We start from the raw sequence: 20,560 nt of genomic DNA, 5'->3' as shown, positions 1-20,560 counted from the left end.
ACACCCAGATGGATGCGCACGGCGCGGACGCCGGTGACGACATCGGTGCCGGTGAAGGCTTCCGGAGCGGCTGGCCAGACGAACTCGACGCCCTCCTCCTCGGCATGCGCCACTTCGCGCTGCGAGCCGGGCATGTTCTTGCGGTCGCGGCGGTACAGGCACTTGACCGAGGTCGCACCCTGGCGGATCGCCGTGCGCACGCAGTCCATCGCGGTGTCGCCGCCGCCGAGCNACAACCACCTTCTTGCCGGCCGCGTTCAGCGAGCCGTTGTCATAGGCCTCGACGGAGTCGCCCAGGCCGACGCGGTTGGAGGTGGTGAGGTATTCCAGCGCCGGAACGATGTTCTTCAGCCCCGAGCCGGGGGCCTCGATGTCGCGGGCCTTGTAGACGCCGGTGGCGATCAGGATGGTGACGTGGCGCTCGCGCAGCTCCGCCAGGGTGGCGTCGCGGCCGACCTCGAAATTCGGATGGAAGATGACGCCGGCATCGGCCAGACGCTGGACGCGGCGGGCGACGACGTCCTTTTCCAGCTTGAAGCCGGGGATGCCGTAGACCAGCAGGCCGCCCATGCGGTCGTGGCGGTCGTAGACATGGACCTCGTAGCCCTTGGCGCGCAGCTCCTCGGCGGCGGCCAGCCCGGCCGGGCCGGCGCCGATCACGCCGGCCGACAGGCCGAGTTCTCGGGCCGGCTTGCGCGGCTTGACCCAGCCATTCTCCCAGGCGGTGTCGTTGATGTACTTCTCGACCGAACCGATGGTGACGGCGCCGTGGGTCGACTGCTCGATGACGCAGTTGCCTTCGCACAGCCGGTCCTGCGGGCAGATGCGGCCGCAGATTTCCGGGAAGTTGTTGGTGGCCTGCGAGACCTCGTAAGCCTCCTCCAGCCGTCCCTCGGCGGTCAGCTTCAGCCAGTCCGGGATGTTGTTGGAGACCGGGCAATGCACCTGGCAGAAGGGAACGCCGCACTGCGAGCAGCGGTTGGCCTGCTCGTTCGCGCGCTCGTCGCTGAAGCGGGCATAGATCTCGGCGAAGTCCTGGCGGCGGTCGGCGGCAGACCGCTTGTCGGGCATCTTCTGCGCGGTGTGCACGAAGCCCAACATTTTCTGGTTCGCCATGACGTCTGCTCCTTCGCTTCGCGGCCCCGCCGTCTGCCGCGGGGAGGTCGCCTTACGGTGGCCTGACCGGAGGCTGCGGCATTCGCCTACACCGACCGGCTGGGTTGAAATCGAACGTCCGCAAAGTGGCGGACGCTCGTCATATAACGCATGAGCCGTTGGTGCGAAAGCACAAAAACACCGATAGGTCCGGTTTGTTGACCTTTTCTCCCGCAAGGCTGAAATGCGTGAGCGTAACGGCAGGGTGTCACAAAAACGCGACAGAAAATTAGTCCCAAATCGAGACTATCGCTCGAAGAGGGGTACCGACCCCACGCCATCGCCAAGCGGGACCGCGCCCTGCTATAAGCGCGGCAACATCCAACCGTGCCGAAGGCTGCGTGCCGCGATGATGATCGATCAATATCTGGACGCCACCCTCCTGGGGTTGATAGAGGGGCTGACCGAGTTCCTGCCCGTCTCCTCCACCGGCCACCTGATCATGCTGGACGAGCTGCTGGGCTTCGAAGGCCCGCCCGGCAAGGTGTTCGAGGTGGTGATCCAGCTCGGTGCCATCCTGGCGATCTGCGTCGTCTATTTCCAGCGTCTGTGGCATGTCGCCACGGGGCTGAAGGACGATCCCGGCGCCCGGCGATTCGTGATGGCGGTGCTGATCGCCTTCCTGCCGGCGATGGTTCTGGGCGCCGGCCTGCATGGCATCATCAAGTCGGTGCTGTTCAACCCCACCGTGGTCAGCATCGCGCTGATCGTCGGCGGCATCGCCATCCTGCTGGTGGAGCGGCTGATCCCGGTCGCCCGCTATCACCAGATCGAGAATTTCTCCGCCCCGCTGGCGCTGAAGATCGGCTTCTGTCAGTGCCTGGCGCTGGTTCCCGGTGTCTCGCGCTCGGGCGCCAGCATCCTGGGCGCCCTGCTGATGGGCGTCGACCGCAAGGCGGCGGCCGAATTCTCCTTCTTCCTGGCGGTGCCGACCATGGCCGGCGCCACCGTCTACGACCTCTACAAGAACTGGTCGGTGATGAGCATGGACAGCGGCTTGCTGATCCTGGTCGGCTTCGTCACCGCCTTCATCGCCGCAGCCCTGGTGGTGAAGACGCTGGTCGATTTCGTCGGCCGCTACGGCTTCACCCCCTTCGGCTGGTACCGCATCGCCGTTGGCACCGGCATGCTGGCCTTCCTGTATCTGTAACCCTCACCCGGTCCGCCGCGGCACCGCACGGGCCGCGGCGGCGGCCATGCCCAGCGCCAGCAGCGCGATCATCGCGAAGGCGGTGGCAAGGCTGGTGGCCTCGGCGATGAAGCCGACCAGCGGCGGACCGGCCAGCACGCCGGCATAGCCCATGGTGGACACCGCGGCGACCGCATGGTCGGGATGACGGCTGTCCACCGCCCCCGCCGTGCTGAACAGCACCGGGACGATGTTCGACAGGCCGATCCCGGTCAGTCCGAAGCCGACCATCGCCAGCACCGGCACTCCGTCCACGACCGGTCCGCCGGCCAGCACCAACCCCAGCCCGCCCGCGGCCAGCACCCCGCCGGCGCGCATCAGCGTCGCCCCGCCGAAGCGGTGGCGCAGCCGGTCGCCGCTGAACCGCCCGACCGCCATGGCGGCGCAGAACACGCCGAACCCCATGCCGGCGATGGAGGCCGGTGCACCCAGATCGTCGCGCAGATGGATGGCGCTCCAGTCCAGGATCGCCCCCTCGCCCATGAAGGCCATGGCGGCGAGCAGGCCGAGCAGAATGGTCTTGCGGTCGGGCAGCACCAGCCCACCGCCGCCGGCATTGCGGTCGGGCAGCAGGCGCCCCTGCAGCGCCAGGAACAGCGCGAGCAGCCCGGCCGACACCAGTCCCGCCTGCGCCGCCGCCGGCATCAGCGGCAGCAGAAGCCCGCCCAGCCCGGCACCGGCCAGCCCGCCGAGGCTCCACATCCCGTGCAGCGACGACATGATCGGGCGGCCGATCCGCCGCTCGACCAGGGCGCCCTGGGCGTTCATGGCGACGTCCATGGTGCCGCCCGATGCGCCGAACAGCGCCAGCACGAGGCACAGCGACACCACGTCCGGCACCAGGGCGGGCAGCGGCAGCAGCCCGGCGAACAGCAGCGCGGTCACCCGCGTCACCGGTGCGCTGCCCAGCCGCCCCAGCAGCGGCCCGCTGGCGATCATCGCCGTCAGCGCGCCGACGGCAAGGCAGAGCAGCGCCGCACCCAGCACCGCCGGGCTGAGGTCCAGCCGGTTCTTCAGCAGCGGGATCTGCGTCGCCCACACGCCGAAGACGGTGCCGTTCAGGAAGAAGGCGGCGACGGTGGCCCAGCGCGCGGCCGATGCCTGCTCCGCCATCCGTCCCGACACGTCCCGGATATCCTCTGCTCCCGTCATCACCGTTCCCGCCATGGTTGAACCGCCCAGATGACGGCGGCGGCGGCGGAATTCAAGCGGCGATGGGGCAGGCGTGCCATGCCGGGCGGGGCCGGGAACTCCGCACTGCCGCCGCATCCGCAGCCTGGACGCAAGCGGGGCGCAAGCGGGGGCAAAGAAAAGCCCCGGCACTGGGGCCGGGGCTTTCGGGAGGCACTGGACCGGATGGTCCGGCTGTCGGACCGCTCAGTGGGCGCTGTTGGTCTGGCCGCTGAACTTGCCGCCGACGATGAAGCGCGACAGATAGGTCGGCAGGATCACCTCGCAGGACGCCAACTCGGCGATGCCCAGATCCTTGAAGCCCAGCGCGCCCGGCGAGACGACATTGTCCTGCTTCAGCAATGCCACCTGATCGCGGGTCAGCGCCGGTGCCAGCACCGGAACCTTCTCCAGGATGCCGGCCAGCGACTCGGCGGCGTTCCAGGGGATGGTCACCAGCGGCCGGTGGCGCAGGATGGCCTTCTGGGTCAGGTCCAGCAGCTCGCGGAAGGTGTAGACGCGCGGGCCGCCCAGCTCATAGGTCTTGCCGCGGCTGGCATCGCTGTCCAGCGCCGCAACGACGGCGTCGGCCAGATCGCCGACATAGACCGGCTGGAACAGGGTCTTGCCGCCGCCGATCAGCGGCAGGGCCGGGGCCTTCTGCGCCATCGCCGCGAATTTGTTGAAGAAATTGTCCTCCGGCCCGAAGACGATGCTGGGGCGCAGGATGGTCGCCGCCGGGAAGGCGGACAGCACCGCCTGCTCACCGGCCGCCTTGGAGCGGGCATAGACCGACGGCGAGGAGGCGTTGGCGCCGATGGCGGAAACATGGATCAGCCGGTTGACGCCGTTGGCCGCGGCCAGCCGGGCGATGCGCGATGCCGCGTCGACATGCACGCCCTGGAAGCTCTGGCTCCCGCGCTCGTACAGCACGCCCAGCAGGTTGATGGCGATGTCCGCCCCCTGCAGGGCGCGGCCGACCGACAGGTCGTTGGTGCAGTCGGTGGCGAACGGCACGATCTGGCCGACGGCGCCGGCCGTCTTCAGGAAGCCGGCCTTGCCCGGGTTGCGGGTGGCGATGCGGATGAGGGCTCCCGACTTGGCGAGGCGCCGGATCAGGTGGCGGCCGATGAAGCCCGAACCGCCGAACACCGTGATAACCTGAGTGCGATAGGACATCGACCGTCTCCCGTGTCGTTGCGCGCCGGAACCGGGGCTTTGCGCAGCGGATTTTCCGCGGATCTTCCGTTGCGCGCGCCCCCGCGCGTCGTCCGACTGTGTGTCGCCATATGAGGACTGCTGGAACTGCGGGGATGCTTATAGCGAATGGACCGCCGCCAAGCTAGGGACTGCATCGCCGCGCCCGCCGGCGTTGGTGCGAAAACCCGCGATGCGGCAAAAAAATGAAGGGGTCGGAAAAAAGCTGTTGACGCCCCCCGGCCGGATCATTAAACAACCGCCCACACACCGAGCACCGAGCCCAGGTGGCGGAATTGGTAGACGCGCAGGTTTCAGGTACCTGTGGCAGAAATGTCGTGGAAGTTCGAGTCTTCTCCTGGGCACCATTTCTTTCTACCCGGCTGCGCCGCATGCACAGCTCCTTCAATCAAGAGGGAGACAGTGCAGAGCGGCGTTCGTCGTTTCTAGGGTCCGTGGCCGGGGGCCTGACCACCGGGAAACGACCATGCCCATTGATCTTCATGACGGCGATCTCCCCGACGGCCTCGATCTCGCCGCCGGCGCCCGCGACAACTGCGTCGCCATCGACACCGAGACCATGGGGCTGAATCCCCACCGCGACCGGCTTTGCCTGGTGCAGCTGTCGGCCGGCGACGGTGCCGTCCATCTGGTGCAGTTCCGTCCCGGCCAGTACGAGGCGCCGAACCTGAAGCGTCTGATGACGAACCCCGGCGTGACCAAGCTGTTCCACTTCGCCCGCTTCGATGTGGCGGTGATGAAGGCCTATCTCGGCGTCAGCTGCCAGCCGGTCTATTGCACCAAGGTGGCCTCCAAGCTGGTCCGCACCTTCACCGACCGCCATGGCCTGAAGGATCTGTGCAAGGATCTGCTGGGCGTGGAGATCTCCAAGCAGCAGCAGTCCTCCGACTGGGGCGCTGCCGAACTGACCACCGACCAGATGAAGTACGCCGCGTCGGACGTGCTGCATCTGCACGACCTGAAGGCGAAGCTGGACGTCATGCTGGCGCGCGAGGGCCGCACCCATCTGGCCCAGGCCTGCTTCGACTTCCTGCCCGCCCGCGGCGAGCTGGACCTCGGCGGCTGGGAAACCCCGGACATTCTGGCGCACTGACAGCGGGATCGTGGCCCTCTGCCGCGGCTCTCAGCGGATCTTCGATCCGCCTGACGCCGTCAGCACAAACGAAGTTTGTGCGAGAGGCGGGAGAGGGAGCCGGATGCGACACTCCGCCCCTGACCGGCCGTTGATTTGACCCGGCGTCCGCCGGTGGGCATACTGCACGATGCGCCTGTCCCGGAGCCATCCGGGCAGGCGCCGTGCTTGTGAACAGCCCATCGCCGGGCCTTGCGAATGGAAGGCATGACAGCCTTGACCAGTGTTATCACGTCGAGCCAGACAGGCAGCCTGACCGACAGCGCCGCCACTCCGGCCGGGTCCAGCCCGGTGGAGAACCGCGATCTCGCCTGTGCCACCCGCGTCCTGCGGACCGAGGCCGATGCGCTGTTGGCACTGGCCGACAGCCTCGACGGCGCGTTCCTGCGGGCGCTCGACATCCTGCAGGGCATCGAAGGCCGCGTGGTCGTCACCGGCATGGGCAAGTCGGGCCATGTCGCCCGCAAGATCGCCGCCACCATGGCCTCCACCGGCACGCCGGCCTTCTTCGTCCATCCGGGCGAGGCGAGCCACGGCGACCTTGGCATGATCGCGAAGATCGACGCGGTGGTGGCGCTGTCCAACTCCGGTGAGACCCACGAGCTGGCGGACATCATCGCCTATACCCGCCGCTTCGCTATCCCGCTGATCGGCATGACGCGGCGTGCCGCCTCCGCCCTGGCCGAACAGTCGGACGTGGCGCTGGTCATCCCGCCGGAGCCGGAGGCCTGCCCGCTGGGTCTGGCGCCCACCACCTCCACCACCATGATGCTGGCGCTGGGCGATGCGCTGGCGGTGGCGCTGCTGGAACGGCGCGGCTTCTCCGCCGCCGATTTCCGCGAGTTCCATCCCGGCGGCCAGTTGGGCCGCGCATTGCTGAAGGTCACCGACATCATGCACAAGGGCGAGGATTTGCCCCTGTGCCGTCTTGACTCGCCGCTGTCCGACGTCATCTTCGAGATGACGGCCAAGCGGCTCGGCTGCGTCGGGGTGACCGACGATGCCGGGGCGCTGGTCGGGATCATCACCGACGGCGACCTGCGCCGTCATCTGACGCCGGAGCTTCTGGCGGAACGCGCGGACAGCATCATGTCGCCGCGGCCCAAGACCATCCGCCCCAAGGCGCTGATCGTCGAGGCGTTGCGCGAGATGAACGACAAGAAGATCACCACCCTGTTCGTGATCGAGGCCGACCGGCCGCTCGGCATCGTGCACATCCACGATGTCCTGCGCGCCGGTGCGGCCTGACGATTGTCCTGTCCATGATGGAAGCCAAGCGCCGAGCCGGAGGGACGAAGAGTTGAGCCTGGACGACCTGCGCAGCCCCGACCGTACGGCAGCCGGCCGCACCGCATCCGCCCCGACGACCAGGGAGGGGGCCGCCATGGAGGTGTCCGCCGCCCCCCGCCGCCTGTCCGCCTCGGCGGAGCCGCAGGCGGCGCTGCGGGCGCACCGGCGGCGCGACACCCGTCCGGTCAGCCGGGTCTACAGCCGTTTCGTTTCCGCAATGAAGTTCGTGCTGCCGGCGGCGGCGCTGGCAATGGTGGCGCTGCTGGCCGCATGGCCGTCGCTGAACAGCCCGCAGAGCGCCCGCGTCACCGCCGATGCCGGGCAGAGCGAGATGCTGAAGCCGCGCTATTTCAGCCTGGACGAACACAACCAGCCCTTCTCGCTGGTGGCGGCCAAGGCCGACAAGTCGACCGACCAGCCCGACATCGTCCTGCTGGACGAGCCGCAGGCGGAGATGACCGAGACCACCGGCACCTGGGGTGACCATGCGGTCCGACAAGGGGCTGGTACAACCAGAGCACCGGCATCCTGCTGATGCGCGGCAACGTGCATGTGCTGCGCGACGACGGCAACGAGTTCACCACCAGCGAGGCCGAGGCCGACATCCGCAAAGGCAACGCCTGGGGCGACCAGGCGGTGACCGGCCAGGGTCCGCAGGGCGAGATCAACGCCAAGGGCTTCCGCATGACGGACCGCGGCAAGAATGTCGTCTTCCTCAACCAGTCGAAGGCCGAGGTCCAGGCCGCCGAACGCCCCGGGAGCAAGAAGCCGTGACGTCCAAACGGTCGCCAGTCCGTACCGCCCCATTTCGTACCGCCCTGACCCTGTCGGCCATCCTGGCCGGCGGGTTTTTGTCTTTTGCGTCCCTGGTTCCGGGGGCGGCCTTCGCCCAGGGCCTGCCCGGCATGGGCGGCAAGCAGCCGGTGGAGATCAACGCCGACCAGGCGATCGAATGGCACCAGGATGTCCGCGCCTATGTGGCGCGCGGCAATGCGTCGGCCAAGCGCAATGAGTCGACCGTCTTTGCCGACGTGCTGACCGCCTATTACCGCGAGGTCCCCGGCAAGGGCAACGAGGTGTTCCAGCTGGTCGCCGACGGCAATGTCCGCATCGTCAGCCCGAACCAGCAGGTCTATGGCGACCATGGCGTCTATGACGTCGACAAGCAGATCGCCGTCGTCACCGGCAAGGATCTGAAGCTGATCACCACCAAGGACGTGGTGACCGCCCGCGACAGCCTGGAATATTACGAGGCGCAGGACCTGACCGTGGCGCGCGGCGACGCGGTGGCGGTGCGCGGCAACGACCGGCTGCGCGCCGACGTGCTGATCGGCCGGCTGAAGAAGATGCCGGACGGCACCACCCAGATGGAGCGGATCGACGGTTCCGGCAACATCATCGTCACCACGCCGACCGACGTCGCGCTGTCCGACAAGCTGGTCTATTCGGTTGCCGACAATGTCGCGGTTCTGATCGGCAACGTGAAGATCACCCGCGGCGACAACCAGTTGAACGGCGAAGCCGCCGAGATGAACATGAACACCAAGATCAACCGCGTCATCGCCGGCCGCGACGCCGGCGGCCGGGTCAGCGGCCTGCTGATTCCCGGTGAAAAGAACGGGCCCGGCGCCCCCGCGGGCAAGAAGCCGTGACCGTGCTGACCGCCAACGGACCCGGCGCCGCTCCCGCCGGCAGCATCGCCGCCGCCCCCGCCCCGACCGAAGGGCTGGTGGCGCAGCATCTCGGCAAGTCGTTCAAGAAGCGGCCGGTGGTGCGCGACGTCTCGATCGGCGTCCAGCGCGGCGAGGCGGTCGGGCTGCTCGGCCCGAACGGCGCCGGCAAGACCACCTGCTTCTACATGATCACCGGCCTGATCGCCGCCGATTCCGGCACGATCACGCTGGACGGCCAGGACATCACCGCCCTGCCGATGTACCGCCGCGCCCGGCTCGGCATCGGCTATCTGCCGCAGGAGGCCTCGATCTTCCGCGGCATGACGGTGGAGAACAACATCCGCTCCGTGCTGGAGGTGGTGGAGAGCGACCGCGACGCCCGCGAGGCGATGCTGGACGAGCTGCTGGCCGAATTCTCGGTCACGCATCTGCGCCGCTCTCCCGCCCTGGCGCTGTCGGGCGGCGAGCGGCGCCGCGTGGAGATCGCCCGCGCCCTGGCCGGACAGCCCCACTTCATCCTGCTGGACGAGCCGCTGGCCGGCATCGACCCCATCGCGGTCAACGACATCCGCGAGCTGGTCGGCCATCTGCGCGACCGCGGCATCGGCGTGCTGATCACCGACCACAATGTGCGTGAAACATTGGACCTCGTCGATCGGGCATACATTTTGCACGATGGTGTGGTACTAATGGAGGGACGGCCGGACGAGATCGTGGCGCACGAGGGCGTGCGTCGGGTCTATCTCGGCGACCGGTTCAGTCTGTAGCCCTCCGTTTCCACTGGTCCCGGTTCCACAGCCATGGCGCTTGCTCAACGTCTCGACCTTCGACAAGCCCAGACCCTGGTGATGACGCCGCAGCTGCAGCAGGCCATCAAGCTGCTGCAGCTGTCGAACATCGAACTGTCGGACTTCGTCGACCGCGAGATCGAGCAGAACCCGCTGCTGGAACGCGATGGCGGCCCGGCCGATGGCGGCAGCGATCCCGTCGTGGGCGACGGTGCCGGCGGCGAGGCGCCGGGCGGGCTGGACGGTCCCGGCGGCATGGAGGCGAATGGCCTCAGCGCCGACGGGCTGAACGGCCGCGATGACGGGCCTGCCCTGGCTCCGGGCGACGGGCGCACCCGCGACACGGTCGAGATGACCTCGTCGGACACGCTGGCCTCTTCGTCGGAGGCGCCGCTCGACACCGATTTCGAGAATGTCTACAGCGACGACCGATTTTCCGACGGCTCGGACGGCGGCAGCGAGGTCTATGGCTCCTATGGCGAGCGCGGCGGCCGCAGCGGCTTCGAGGATGACGACAGCAATCTCGAAGCGACGCTGACCAGCGAAAAGAACCTGCGCGACCACCTGACCGAACAGCTGAAGATCGACCTGCCCGACCATGGCGACCAGCTGATCGGACTGGCGCTGATCGACATGCTGGACGAGGCCGGCTGGCTGATCGGCTTCGACGCCCAGGCGATGGCCGAGCAGCTGGGCTGCGGTGTGGAGCGGGTGGAGCGGGTGCTGGCCGCCTGCCAGCGCTTCGACCCGCCCGGCATCTTCGCCCGCTCGCTGAAGGAATGTCTGGCGATTCAGCTGCGCGAGAAGAACCGGCTCGATCCGGCGATGGCGGCGCTGCTCGACAATCTGGAGCTTCTGGCCGCGCGCAACCTGCCGGCCATCATGAAGGTCTGCGGCGTCGATGCCGAGGATGTCGCCGACATGGTCGCCGACATCCGCAAGCTGAACCCGAAGCCGGCGCTGGCCTTCGACCATACCCCGGCCCAGCTGGTCACCCCCGACATCCTGATGCGCGCCAACCCCGGCGGCGGCTGGCTGATCGACCTGAATCCGGACACGCTGCCGCGCGTGCTGGTCAACCACCGCTATTTCGCCCGCATCTCCGACAGCGCCCGCAACAAGGCCGACAAGGAATACATCTCCGAGCGCTTCCAGTCGGCGAACTGGCTGGTGAAATCGCTTCACCAGCGCGCCACCACCATTTTGAAGGTGGCGAGCGAGATCATCCGCCAGCAGGATGCCTTCTTCATCCATGGCGTCTCGCACCTGCGGCCGCTGATCCTGCGCGACATCGCCGAGGCCATCGGCATGCATGAGAGCACCGTCAGCCGCGTCACCACCAACAAGTTCATGGCGACCCCGCGCGGTGTCTTCGAGCTGAAATACTTCTTCACCTCCGCCATCCAGGGGGCTGACGGCCAGGCCTCCCATTCCGCGGAAGCGGTTCGGCACCGCATCAAGACCATGATCGATGCGGAGAAGCCGGACGACGTGCTGTCCGACGACAAACTGGTGGAGATTCTGCGGGCGGAAGGGATCGACATTGCGCGAAGGACGGTCGCGAAGTATCGTGAAGCGATGAAAATACCGTCATCGGTGCAGCGGCGCCGTGCCAAGATGTCACGCATGTAGGCGGGTCCATTGGGGGAGGGCTCGATTGACAGTCCGGTGACCCTTCCCTATCGTCCCGGCCCGCAAGCGGCGGATCAGCATCTTTGAACCCGGCATCTTAGAACGTCGTGTCTACACCGTCCCCAGCGGACCAATATTGGAAACGTTCCACCATGCAACTCTCCGTCAAAGGCAAGCAGCTCGATGTGGGTGATGCTCTGCGCACCCATGTGGCCGACAGCCTGAACGCCGTGGTCGGCAAGTACTTCGAAAAGCCGATCGAGGCGAACGTCGTCCTGACCAAGGACGCGCACCTCTACAAGGCCGACATCCAGGTCCATGTGGGCCGCGGGATCGTCCTGCAGAGTGCCGGCGACGCCACCGAACCCTACCCGGCCTTCGACATCGCCTGCGAAAAGCTGGCCAAGCGCCTGCGCCGCTACAAGCGCCGCCTGCGCGACCACCATGCCGTCGAGAACGGCGCCGCCATCCCGGCGAGCTACCGGGTGCTGGAGGCCGAGGCCGACGAGCATCAGGAAGAGACCGAGGCTGCGGCCGACGGCGCCGCGAACCCGATGGTCGTCGCCGAGATGGAGACGAGCATCGCCACCCTGTCGGTCAGCGAGGCGGTGATGCGCCTGGAGCTGGCGCAGGCTCCCGCCCTGATGTTCCACAACGGTGCGCATGGCCGCCTGAACATGGTCTACCGCCGCGCCGACGGGAACATCGGCTGGGTCGACCCGGCGGAGAAGGCCGGCGCCTGACGGCGCCGACCCGTCCCTCTGGTCCAGAAGCGTCATGCTCGACCTCATCTCCCCGCACGCCATCCTCCCGAACCTGAAGGCCGGCAACAAGAAGCAGGCCCTGCAGGAGATGGCGCGCAAAGCGTCCGAGCTGACCGGTCAGCACGAGCGGGCGATCTTCGACGTGCTTTTGGAGCGCGAAAGGCTGGGCACGACCGGCGTGGGCCATGGCATCGCCATCCCGCACGGCAAGCTGCCCAGCCTGGACCGCGTCCATGGCGTCTTCGCCCGCGTGGAGCGGCCCATCGATTTCGATGCGATCGATGAGCAGCCGGTCGACCTGATCTTTCTCCTTCTCGCCCCGGAACAGGCGGGAGCCGACCATCTGAAGGCGCTCGCCCGCGTCTCGCGCCTGTTGCGGGACCAGTCCATGTGCGAAAAACTGCGCGGAGCCCAGTCGGGGGACGCGATGTACGCGCTCCTGACCCAGCACGAGCCGAGCCCGTCCAACTGACGGGTTGCCGGTGAGGGGCAGACAGCCAAGGGGCCGCCGCATGTTCGTGCGCGGCCCTTTTTCTTTGGCGCTTCAACACCAATTAGTGTCGGGACAGACGGGCTGCTACACTGGACCGAGCCGACTTGTCTGACGGGGGCCAAGGCCATGGGAAACGCACAGCGCAAGCCCTGGATTTCGCCGCAGGATTACCTCGCCGCCGAACGCAGCGCCGAGGTCCGCCACGAGTATGTCGATGGCGAGATCTTCGCCATGGTCGGGGGAAGCCTGAACCATGCACGGATCGTTGCGCGCTTGGGCTATGCGATCCGGCAGGCGGCGTTGCGTCGTGGGTGCGATGCTTTCACCAACGATGTGAAGGTCAGGGTGGAGGCGGCGAACGCCTACTACTATCCCGACATCGTGGCGACCTGTGCCGCTGACGACGACCCCTATGTGGTCAAGGACCCGGTTCTGGTCGTCGAGGTGCTGTCCGACAGCACCGAGGCCATCGACCGCCGCGAAAAGCGGACCAACTATCAGAAAATCCCGTCCCTGCGTGAAATCGTCCTCGTCTCGCAGTCGGAGCGTCTGATCGAGGTGTACCGCCGCGACGGCAGCGGCTGGACCGTCGATGTCGTGCGCGACGGCCCGGTCATGCTGGCCGCGTTGGACCTTTCTCTGCCGTTGGACGCGGTTTACGAGGATTGAGGGCAGTCGGCGCTTTTGAAACTGCCCCTCTCCCGGCTCTGGACCGTCCCCTCACACCCGCTCCGCCCAGCCCATGTAGTTCACGTCCAGATCGCGCGCGTTCAGCCGGAACTCGTCGCTCAGCGGGTTGTACGTGATGCCGGTCAGGTCGCGTACGCCTAGCCCGTACGGGCGTACGATGGCGTTCAGTTCGGACGGGCGCAGGAACTGGCGCCAGTTGTGGGTGCCGCGCGGCAGCCAGCGCAGGATGTACTCCGCCCCGACGATGGCCAGCGCGAAGGATTTCGGCGTGCGGTTCAGCGTCGCCAGGAACAGCGCGCCGCCGGGGGCCAGCAGCTCCGACAGCGACTTCACGAACAGGGATACGTCGGCGACATGCTCGATCACCTCCATCGCCAGCACCACGTCGAAGGTCTCGCCGCTGGCGGCCAGGGCCTCGGCGGTGGTGGCGCGGTAATCGACGGGCGTGCCGCTCTCGGCGGCATGGGTGGCGGCGGTCTTGATATTTTTCTCCGACGCATCGACCCCGACCACCGTGGCCCCCATCCGTGCCAGCGGTTCGGCCAGCAGGCCGCCGCCGCAGCCGATGTCGACGATGCGCAGCCCCGCCAGCGGGTTCGGCGCCAGCGGGTCGCGGCCCAGCCGCTTGCACACCGCATCGCGGATGTAGGTCAGGCGCAGCGGGTTCAGCCGGTGCAGCGGCTTGAACTTGCCGGTCGGGTCCCACCATTCGGCGGCGATGGCGGAGAAGCGGGCGACATCCTCCGGATCCACGGTTCCGCCGGCAGGGAGGGTTGCGGACGCGTGCGGGAAGGCGGAGGATGAGGCGGTCATGGTGAAAATCCGTAAACTGTGAGGCGGGACGGGTGCGGGCAACTTGCCTCGCTTCCAGCGACGGAGTATGGATACGCCGCCCCGCGCCGGCAACGGTGGAGCGGGGGTGCGCTCAGCCGACCCGCATGATCCTGATGGCATGATCCAGAGGATATGACCGGGCGGCCAGACATGGTGTGAGGTATGGCGCGGATCGTCCTGAAGTTCGGAGGCACGTCGGTCGGCGACATCGACCGCATCAAGAACGTGGCCCGAAAGGTCGAGCAAGAGGTGAAGGCGGGGCATCAGGTCGCCGTCGTCGTGTCGGCGATGTCCGGCGTGACCAACCAGCTCGTCAAATACTGCAACGACATCGACAAGCTGCACGATGCCCGCGAATATGACGCGGTCGTCGCCTCGGGCGAGCAGGTGACCTCCGGTCTCCTGGCCATCGCCCTGCAGTCTCTCGGCATTCCCGCCCGCTCCTGGGCCGGCTGGCAGGTTCCGATCCGCACCGATGACACGCATGGCAAGGCGCGCATCGTCTCCATCGACACCACCGAAATGGAAAAGTCCCTGCAGACCGGCGAAGTCGCCGTGGTCGCGGGCTTCCAGGGCGTGTCCGAGCAGGGCCGCATCGCCACGCTCGGCCGCGGCGGCTCGGACACCTCGGCGGTGGCGCTGGCGGCGGCGGTGAAGGCCGACCGTTGCGACATCTACACCGATGTGGACGGCGTCTACACCACCGATCCGCGCATCGTCTCCAAGGCCCGCAAGCTCGACAAGATCACCTACGAGGAGATGCTGGAGCTGGCCTCGCAGGGGGCCAAGGTGCTTCAGACCCGCTCGGTCGAGATGGCGATGAACCACCGCGTGCGCGTGCAGGTGCTGTCGAGCTTCGAAGCGGCGGCGGGCAGCGCGCTTCCCGGAACCCTGGTTGTTGACGAGGACGAGATCGTGGAAAAGGAAGTTGTGAGCGGCATCGCCTACAGCCGCGACGAGGCGAAGATCACGCTGGTCGGCGTCGCCGACCGTCCGGGCGTCGCCGCCGCCATCTTCGGTCCGCTGACCGACAGTGCCGTCAACGTCGACATGATCGTCCAGAACGTGTCGGAGGACGGCAAGTCCACCGACATGACCTTCACCGTCGGCAAGGCCGATCTGGCCCGCGCCGTGAAGGTGCTGGAGGATGCGCAGGCGACCCTGAACTACAAGCGCATCGTCTCCGATGCCAACGTGGTCAAGGTGTCGGTCATCGGCGTCGGCATGCGCAGCCATGCCGGCGTCGCCCAGCGCATGTTCAAGGCGCTGGCCGACAAGGGCATCAACATCCAGGTCATTTCGACCTCGGAGATCAAGATTTCGGTCCTGATCGCCGAGGAGTATGCGGAGCTGGCGCTGCGTGCCCTGCACACCGCCTACGGCCTGGACGCCGCCTGATCGCAGGTGGGTGGGAACCCGGATGCCGGGGACCGCAACAGCAGGAAAGGGCCGGCCATGACCGACGCCACATCGCACGCGGCGGAAGCATTGGCCCAAGCCCGTCTTGACCAGTCCCGTCTTGACCAGTCCCGGCTCGACCGGCTCTGGCAGCGGGGCCGGGACTTCCTCGGCACCCGCACCGCCGTGATGGGCGGTGCGATGAGCTGGGTGTCGGAACGGCATCTGGTCTCCGCCATCTCCAACGCCGGCGGTTTCGGCGTGCTGGCCTGCGGCTCGATGGCCCCGGACCAGCTGGCGGCGGAGATCGCCGGCACCAAGGCGCTGACCGGCAAGCCGTTCGGCGTCAACCTCATCAACATGCACCCGGCGCTGGACCAGCTGATCGATGTCTGCCGCGAGCAGGGCGTCGGCCATGTGGTGGTCGCCGGCGGTCTGCCGTCCGGCGCCACCCTGCGCCGCATCAAGGATGGCGGGGCCAAGGCGATGGCCTTCGCCCCGACGCTGACCGCCGGCCGGCGGCTGGTGAAGCATGGCGCCGATGCGCTGGTGATCGAGGGCACCGAAGCCGGTGGCCATATCGGTCCGGTCTCCACCACCGTGCTGGCCCAGGAAATCCTGCCCGACCTGCGCGAGGTGCCGGTGTTCGTCGCCGGCGGCATCGGCCGGGGCGAGGCGATCCTCTCCTACCTGGAGCTGGGTGCTTCCGGCGTGCAGGTCGGCACCCGCTTCGTCTGCGCCACCGAATGCGTGGCCCATCCCAATTTCAAGCAGGCCTTCATCCGGGCGTCCGCCCGCGATGCCCAGCCGTCGGTGCAGATCGACCCGCGCTTCCCGGTCATCCCGGTGCGGGCGCTGGCGAACGATGCGTCCAAGCGTTTCATGGACTTCCAGCGCGAGATCATCGCCAAGGTCGATGCCGGCGCCATGAGCCGCGACGAAGGCATGCTGGAGATCGAGCATTTCTGGGCCGGCGCGCTGCGCCGCGCGGTGATCGAGGGCGACGTGGAGAACGGCTCGTTGATGGCCGGGCAGAGCGTCGGGCTGGTCACCCGCGAACAGCCGGTGGCCGACATCCTGGCCGAACTGATCGCCCAGGCCGAATCGGCGCTGGCACGGCGGGCGATGGATGAGGCATCGTTAAGCCTGATGGCGGAGCCGACGGTGGGAGCGCTGTAGCGATGACCGACACCCTCGACACGGCAGCCGGTGACGGCGGTATGGGCGGGGGTGTGCATCCCCGTTTCGACGGCACCTCGTCGCGCCGGCTGCTTGCCCGGCTGCGCGACATCATGGCCGGATCGGGGACGGGGCAGGACCGGCTGGACAAGATCGTCACGCTGATCGCGGCGGAGATGAAGGCCGATGTCTGCTCCTGCTACGTCATGCGCGCCGGCGAGGTGCTGGAGCTGTTCTCCACCGAGGGCCTCAACAAGACCGCCGTCCACAACACCAGGCTCAGGGTGGGCGAGGGCATCGTCGGCTACATCGCTGGCCACGCCCGCCCGGTGGCGCTGGATAACGCGCCCTCCCATCCCAGCTTCGCCTACCGTCCGGAGACGGGAGAGGACCCGTTCCAGTCGCTGGCCGGCGTGCCGATCCTGCGCGGCAGCAAGGTGCGCGGCGTGCTGGTGATCCAGCACAAGGACCGCCGCCGCTATGTCGAGGAGGAGGTGGAAACCCTCCAGACCATCGCCATGGTCGTCGCCGAGCTGGTGGCGCAGAGCGAGCTGGTCAACCCGGTGGAGGTCACCACCACCGGCGATCCCGTGCTGCTGCCGGCCCGCCTGTCGGGCACGGCGATGAGCGCCGGGCTGGCCATGGGCCTTGCCGTCATCCACCGGCCGCAGCTGACCGTCCGCCAGATGGTGGCGGAGGATGCCGACGCGGAGCTGGAGCGCTTCAACACCGCGCTGCAGACCATGCACAGCGCCATCGACGACCTGCTGGAGGCGGCGTCGCTGGCGGGCCTCAGCGAGCCGCGCGACATCCTGGAGACCTACCGGATGTTCGCCGAGGACCGCGGCTGGCTGTCGCGCATCCGCGAGGCGATCCGCGTCGGCCTGACGGCGGAAGCGGCGGTGCAGCAGGTGCAGAACGACACCCGCGCCCGCATGAGCCACCTGACCGATCCCTATATCCGGGAACGGTTGATGGATTTCGAGGATCTGACCAACAGGTTGCTGCAACATCTGGCCGGCAAGACCGGCACCGCCGACGGCGCCACCCTGCCGGACGACATGATCCTGGTCGCCCGCTCGATGGGACCGGCGGAGCTGCTGGATTACGACCGCACCCGCCTGCGCGGCCTGTTGCTGGAGGAAGGGTCGCCGGCCAGCCATGTCTGCATCGTCGCCCGCGCGCTGAACATCCCGGTGGTGCAGGCGGCCGATGCGCTGAACCGGATCGAGCCGCTCGACCAGCTGATCGTCGATGGCGACCATGGGTCGGTCTTCATCCGCCCGGCCGAAGACATCCAGATGGCCTTCTCCGAGGCGGTGGCGTTGCAGCACCGCAAGGAGCAGATGTATGCGGAGATCCGCAACCTGCCCTCGGTGACGCGGGATGGCGTGCCCATCTCCATCCAGCTGAACTGCGGCCTGCTGATCGATCTGCCGCACCTGACCGCCAGCGGGGCGGAGGGAGTCGGGCTCTACCGCACCGAAATCCCTTTCATGTCCCGCTCCTCCTACCCCGACGTGACGGCACAGACCACGCTCTATTCCCGCATCATGGACGATGTCGGCAACAAGCCGGTCATCTTCCGCACGCTGGATGTCGGCGGCGACAAGATGCTGCCCTACATGACCGGCGGCGAGGAGGAGAACCCGGCGCTGGGCTGGCGTGCCGTGCGCATCGGGCTGGATCACCCGTCGCTGCTGCGCCAGCAGCTGCGGGCGTTGCTGCTGGCTGCCGCCGGCCGGCCGCTGTCGGTGATGTTCCCGATGATCGCCGAGGTCGCCGAGTTCGATGGTGCCCGCCGCCTGCTGGAGCTGGAGCTGAAGCGTCTTGCCACCCAGGGGATCGAGGCGCCCAGCACCCTGCGCGTCGGCACCATGCTGGAGGTGCCGTCGCTGTTGTGGCAACTTCCGGCCCTGCTGCCCAAGCTGGATTTCCTGTCGGTCGGCTCCAATGACCTGACCCAGTATCTGTTCGCCGCCGACCGCGGCAACCCGCGCACCTCGACCCGCTACGACCCGCTGTCGCCGTCGATGCTGTGCGTGCTGCGCCGTCTGGTCGACGAATGCACCCGCCACAAGGTGTCGCTCAGCATCTGCGGCGAGATGGCGGGGCGGCCGCTCGACGCCATGGCGCTGATCGGGGTCGGCTTCCGCACATTGTCGATGTCGCCGCCGTCCGTCGGCCCGGTGAAGACCATGTTGCGCTCGCTCGACGTCGCCGCCCTGCGGCAATATATGAGCGGGCTCTACACCGGCGCCGACCACAGCCTGCGCGACAAGCTGAAGACCTTCGCCAAGGACCATGGCGTGATCATCTGATACCGAGGGCTTTCGGGCCTGACAGGTCAGGATCGACAGCTTCGGCGGCCTGTGACCTCCCGGCGCGTAGAGTCAACACCGAAAGGTCCAGGTCGGACCTGCCGTCGGGAAGAAGGGGCATCCGGCATGTCGCACAGCGCAGAGGACGGAGCGGAGCCGGCGGCCTGCCGCATTCGGGTCATGCTGGTCGAAGACGACGCCCCCATCCGGGAACGGATGGCGGCCATCCTGGGCGCGGCCGACAGGCTGGAACTGGTCGGAGTCGCCGAATCCCTGCAGCAGGCCCGTATCCTGTGTGCCGAGCAGGTCCCGGCGGTGCTGGTCACCGACCTGAGATTGCCCGACGGCAGCGGGCTCGACCTCATCCGCGAAAACCGCCGGCTTTATCCTGCCATGGAAATCATGGTCGTCTCTGCCCTTGGCGACGAGCGCAACGTCCTGGCGGCGATCGAGGCAGGGGCGGCGGGCTATATCCTGAAGGATTCGCGGGCGGTTGATCTGGTCGGCTCGGTCCTGGATCTGGTCGCCGGCCTCTCGCCGATCTCGACCTCCATCGCCCGGACCATCGTGCGCCGGGTCCAGGGAAAGCCTGCCGCCAGCGACCCCGCGGTGTCCGTGCCGTCCCTGACGGAGCGTGAGACCGATATCCTCTGGGGTGTCGCCAAGGGCCTCACCTATGCCGACATCGCCGAAAGGCTGGGCATTTCGCGCAACACGGTCCTGACCCACATCAAGAGCATTTACCGGAAGCTGGAAGTCAATTCCCGTGGCGAGGCAGTGTTCACCGCGATCAATCAGAAGATCATCACGCTCAGCTCTTGAGACGTGAGAGGAACCGAGTGGCTTGGTTGATCGGCAGAGGCAGAACCGTGACCGCTCTCTCGCACAACGCCGATGCAGGCGCCATTCCCCGGCCGGGCCGGGTCAACGGGTCATGGTATGGTCTTCTCCTCCTTTGCCTTCTCCTGCCTCTGTCCTTTGGCTGGTTCATCTTCCGGAACGTCAATCTGCCGGCCGATGTCGGCGCCCTGTTCATCCAGGACGTTCGCCTCGACGGCGGCGGGGCGGCGGAAAGCGCGCGGACACCCGCAGTGGAGGGGGGCTGCCGCGGACGGAGTGACGCTTCCCTACCGCTGTCCGCCGCTTCGCGGCGTGGACCGGTGCAAGGCGGCCTTCCACCTGTCCTTTCAGCGGCAGGAGGAGAATGGCCGGCTGATCTCGCTCTACATCCCGGCCTATCAGGGCCGCATCACCGTGCTTCTGAACGATGTCTTCCTGGCGACCAGCGACTGGGAGCAGTCGGAAACCGACAGCTGGTCGACCTCCCCCCTGCTGGTCCCGCTGCCGGATCCGCTGCTGAGGCCGGGCATGAACGAGTTTCGCATCCTGCTGAGCTCGGGCGGTGCGAAATTCGGATTTCTCGGCCGTATCGCCATCGGTCCCGACAGCCTGCTCCGCACGGATTACGACCGCCGGACCTTCGTGTTCTCGACCTTGCCCCGGCTGATCGACGGCTGGCAGATCGCCATGGGGGTGGAGATGCTGATCATGTGCATCGCCCGCCCGCGGAAAAGAATTTCCTGCTGTCCGCCCCGATGCTGCTGGCACAAACCTTCAACTCGCTGCGGGCCATC

The 20,560-nt window shown here is 67.5% G+C and carries 18 protein-coding genes, 1 tRNA gene and 2 pseudogenes; 17 read left to right on the top strand and 4 right to left on the bottom strand.

The window, feature by feature from the left end; all coding sequences use genetic code 11:
- A pseudogene (locus I71_RS01940) lies at nucleotides 1–1,116 on the bottom strand (NAD(P)-dependent oxidoreductase); the annotation flags it as partial.
- A 388-nt stretch (nucleotides 1,117–1,504) separates the two neighbouring features.
- Between I71_RS01940 and I71_RS01935 the strand changes: the two are divergent.
- Entirely contained in the window at nucleotides 1,505–2,305 is an 801-nt protein-coding gene (locus I71_RS01935) for an undecaprenyl-diphosphate phosphatase (RefSeq protein ID WP_042689507.1), read from the top strand.
- Between the two features lie 3 nt (nucleotides 2,306–2,308).
- Here I71_RS01935 and I71_RS01930 read toward each other — a convergent pair whose 3' ends face one another.
- Nucleotides 2,309–3,496, bottom strand: a complete 1,188-nt coding sequence (locus I71_RS01930) for an MFS transporter (protein ID WP_042689503.1) — start codon at nucleotides 3,494–3,496, stop codon at nucleotides 2,309–2,311.
- Nucleotides 3,497–3,721: 225 nt separating this feature from the next.
- Nucleotides 3,722–4,693, bottom strand: coding sequence for a complex I NDUFA9 subunit family protein (locus tag I71_RS01925; protein ID WP_042689500.1), 972 nt, complete (start codon nucleotides 4,691–4,693; stop codon nucleotides 3,722–3,724).
- A 299-nt stretch (nucleotides 4,694–4,992) separates the two neighbouring features.
- Between I71_RS01925 and I71_RS01920 the strand changes: the two genes are divergently transcribed.
- The 11 genes from I71_RS01920 (at nucleotide 4,993) to I71_RS01875 (ending at nucleotide 13,173) form a co-directional block, all read left to right on the top strand.
- Nucleotides 4,993–5,079 (top strand) — tRNA-Leu (locus I71_RS01920).
- A 119-nt stretch (nucleotides 5,080–5,198) separates the two neighbouring features.
- Nucleotides 5,199–5,825, top strand: coding sequence for a ribonuclease D (locus I71_RS01915; protein WP_042689496.1), 627 nt, complete (start codon nucleotides 5,199–5,201; stop codon nucleotides 5,823–5,825).
- A 246-nt stretch (nucleotides 5,826–6,071) separates the two neighbouring features.
- Nucleotides 6,072–7,112 carry an SIS domain-containing protein gene (locus I71_RS01910; protein WP_244433568.1) on the top strand — a complete coding sequence of 347 codons (1,041 nt, stop codon included), beginning with the start codon at nucleotides 6,072–6,074 and terminating at the stop codon, nucleotides 7,110–7,112.
- Between the two features lie 52 nt (nucleotides 7,113–7,164).
- Nucleotides 7,165–7,689: a hypothetical protein gene (locus tag I71_RS39345; protein ID WP_244433567.1), complete on the top strand. Its 525-nt coding sequence runs from the start codon at nucleotides 7,165–7,167 to the stop codon at nucleotides 7,687–7,689.
- Nucleotides 7,689–7,928 (top strand): LPS export ABC transporter periplasmic protein LptC, encoded by a 240-nt coding sequence (lptC, locus tag I71_RS39340; protein ID WP_244433566.1) that lies wholly within the window; start codon nucleotides 7,689–7,691, stop codon nucleotides 7,926–7,928. The genes I71_RS39345 and lptC overlap by 1 nt, the downstream gene beginning before the upstream one ends.
- Nucleotides 7,925–8,806 (top strand): LptA/OstA family protein, encoded by an 882-nt coding sequence (locus I71_RS01900; RefSeq protein WP_042689493.1) that lies wholly within the window; start codon nucleotides 7,925–7,927, stop codon nucleotides 8,804–8,806. Before lptC ends, I71_RS01900 begins: the two co-directional genes overlap by 4 nt.
- Nucleotides 8,803–9,594 carry an LPS export ABC transporter ATP-binding protein gene (lptB, locus tag I71_RS01895; protein WP_042689490.1) on the top strand — a complete coding sequence of 264 codons (792 nt, stop codon included), beginning with the start codon at nucleotides 8,803–8,805 and terminating at the stop codon, nucleotides 9,592–9,594. The genes I71_RS01900 and lptB overlap by 4 nt, the downstream gene beginning before the upstream one ends.
- A 33-nt stretch (nucleotides 9,595–9,627) precedes the next feature.
- Nucleotides 9,628–11,247: an RNA polymerase factor sigma-54 gene (gene rpoN, locus I71_RS01890; RefSeq protein ID WP_042689487.1), complete on the top strand. Its 1,620-nt coding sequence runs from the start codon at nucleotides 9,628–9,630 to the stop codon at nucleotides 11,245–11,247.
- A gap of 152 nt (nucleotides 11,248–11,399) precedes the next feature.
- The gene (gene hpf, locus I71_RS01885; protein ID WP_042689482.1) at nucleotides 11,400–11,990 is read left to right on the top strand and encodes a ribosome hibernation-promoting factor, HPF/YfiA family; all 591 of its coding nucleotides are present in this window, start codon (nucleotides 11,400–11,402) and stop codon (nucleotides 11,988–11,990) included.
- A gap of 34 nt (nucleotides 11,991–12,024) precedes the next feature.
- Nucleotides 12,025–12,483, top strand: a complete 459-nt coding sequence (gene ptsN, locus I71_RS01880; RefSeq protein ID WP_042689479.1) for a PTS IIA-like nitrogen regulatory protein PtsN — start codon at nucleotides 12,025–12,027, stop codon at nucleotides 12,481–12,483.
- Between the two features lie 147 nt (nucleotides 12,484–12,630).
- Entirely contained in the window at nucleotides 12,631–13,173 is a 543-nt protein-coding gene (locus I71_RS01875) for a Uma2 family endonuclease (RefSeq protein WP_042689476.1), read from the top strand.
- 51 nt (nucleotides 13,174–13,224) lie between these two features.
- Here the strand turns inward: I71_RS01875 and ubiG are convergent, their stop codons facing one another.
- Nucleotides 13,225–14,007 (bottom strand): bifunctional 2-polyprenyl-6-hydroxyphenol methylase/3-demethylubiquinol 3-O-methyltransferase UbiG, encoded by a 783-nt coding sequence (ubiG, locus tag I71_RS01870; protein WP_042689472.1) that lies wholly within the window; start codon nucleotides 14,005–14,007, stop codon nucleotides 13,225–13,227.
- A gap of 183 nt (nucleotides 14,008–14,190) precedes the next feature.
- Between ubiG and I71_RS01865 the strand changes: the two genes are divergently transcribed.
- From I71_RS01865 to I71_RS01845, 5 genes and pseudogenes are all read left to right on the top strand, one after another.
- On the top strand, nucleotides 14,191–15,426 hold the full coding sequence (locus tag I71_RS01865) for an aspartate kinase (protein ID WP_042689470.1): 1,236 nt from the start codon (nucleotides 14,191–14,193) through the stop codon (nucleotides 15,424–15,426).
- Nucleotides 15,427–15,483: 57 nt separating this feature from the next.
- Nucleotides 15,484–16,605, top strand: a complete 1,122-nt coding sequence (locus tag I71_RS01860; protein WP_042689466.1) for a nitronate monooxygenase family protein — start codon at nucleotides 15,484–15,486, stop codon at nucleotides 16,603–16,605.
- Between the two features lie 2 nt (nucleotides 16,606–16,607).
- Nucleotides 16,608–18,926, top strand: coding sequence for a phosphoenolpyruvate--protein phosphotransferase (gene ptsP, locus I71_RS01855; protein ID WP_375731163.1), 2,319 nt, complete (start codon nucleotides 16,608–16,610; stop codon nucleotides 18,924–18,926).
- Nucleotides 18,927–19,052: 126 nt separating this feature from the next.
- Nucleotides 19,053–19,748, top strand: a complete 696-nt coding sequence (locus I71_RS01850) for a response regulator transcription factor (protein ID WP_042689463.1) — start codon at nucleotides 19,053–19,055, stop codon at nucleotides 19,746–19,748.
- 294 nt (nucleotides 19,749–20,042) lie between these two features.
- A pseudogene (locus I71_RS01845) lies at nucleotides 20,043–20,560 on the top strand (hypothetical protein); the annotation flags it as partial.

Origin of the sequence: Azospirillum sp. B506, from assembly GCF_000333595.1 — a bacterium.
Lineage (GTDB): Bacteria > Pseudomonadota > Alphaproteobacteria > Azospirillales > Azospirillaceae > Azospirillum.
This window is presented reverse-complemented; position numbering and strand designations above follow the sequence as displayed.

What these genes read in the sequence shown, in the direction of transcription:
- I71_RS01860 (WP_042689466.1), top strand. Translation starts at nt 15,484, where the DNA reads ATGACCGACGCCACATCGCACGCGGCGGAAGCATTGGCCCAAGCCCGT.
- lptC (WP_244433566.1), top strand. Translation starts at nt 7,689, where the DNA reads ATGCGCGGCAACGTGCATGTGCTGCGCGACGACGGCAACGAGTTCACC.
- I71_RS01930 (WP_042689503.1), bottom strand. Translation starts at nt 3,496, where the DNA reads ATGACGGGAGCAGAGGATATCCGGGACGTGTCGGGACGGATGGCGGAG.
- I71_RS01925 (WP_042689500.1), bottom strand. Translation starts at nt 4,693, where the DNA reads ATGTCCTATCGCACTCAGGTTATCACGGTGTTCGGCGGTTCGGGCTTC.
- I71_RS01935 (WP_042689507.1), top strand. Translation starts at nt 1,505, where the DNA reads ATGATGATCGATCAATATCTGGACGCCACCCTCCTGGGGTTGATAGAG.
- ptsP (WP_375731163.1), top strand. Translation starts at nt 16,608, where the DNA reads ATGACCGACACCCTCGACACGGCAGCCGGTGACGGCGGTATGGGCGGG.
- hpf (WP_042689482.1), top strand. Translation starts at nt 11,400, where the DNA reads ATGCAACTCTCCGTCAAAGGCAAGCAGCTCGATGTGGGTGATGCTCTG.
- ptsN (WP_042689479.1), top strand. Translation starts at nt 12,025, where the DNA reads ATGCTCGACCTCATCTCCCCGCACGCCATCCTCCCGAACCTGAAGGCC.
- I71_RS01850 (WP_042689463.1), top strand. Translation starts at nt 19,053, where the DNA reads ATGTCGCACAGCGCAGAGGACGGAGCGGAGCCGGCGGCCTGCCGCATT.
- ubiG (WP_042689472.1), bottom strand. Translation starts at nt 14,007, where the DNA reads ATGACCGCCTCATCCTCCGCCTTCCCGCACGCGTCCGCAACCCTCCCT.
- I71_RS01910 (WP_244433568.1), top strand. Translation starts at nt 6,072, where the DNA reads ATGACAGCCTTGACCAGTGTTATCACGTCGAGCCAGACAGGCAGCCTG.
- I71_RS01865 (WP_042689470.1), top strand. Translation starts at nt 14,191, where the DNA reads ATGGCGCGGATCGTCCTGAAGTTCGGAGGCACGTCGGTCGGCGACATC.
- I71_RS01915 (WP_042689496.1), top strand. Translation starts at nt 5,199, where the DNA reads ATGCCCATTGATCTTCATGACGGCGATCTCCCCGACGGCCTCGATCTC.
- I71_RS01875 (WP_042689476.1), top strand. Translation starts at nt 12,631, where the DNA reads ATGGGAAACGCACAGCGCAAGCCCTGGATTTCGCCGCAGGATTACCTC.
- rpoN (WP_042689487.1), top strand. Translation starts at nt 9,628, where the DNA reads ATGGCGCTTGCTCAACGTCTCGACCTTCGACAAGCCCAGACCCTGGTG.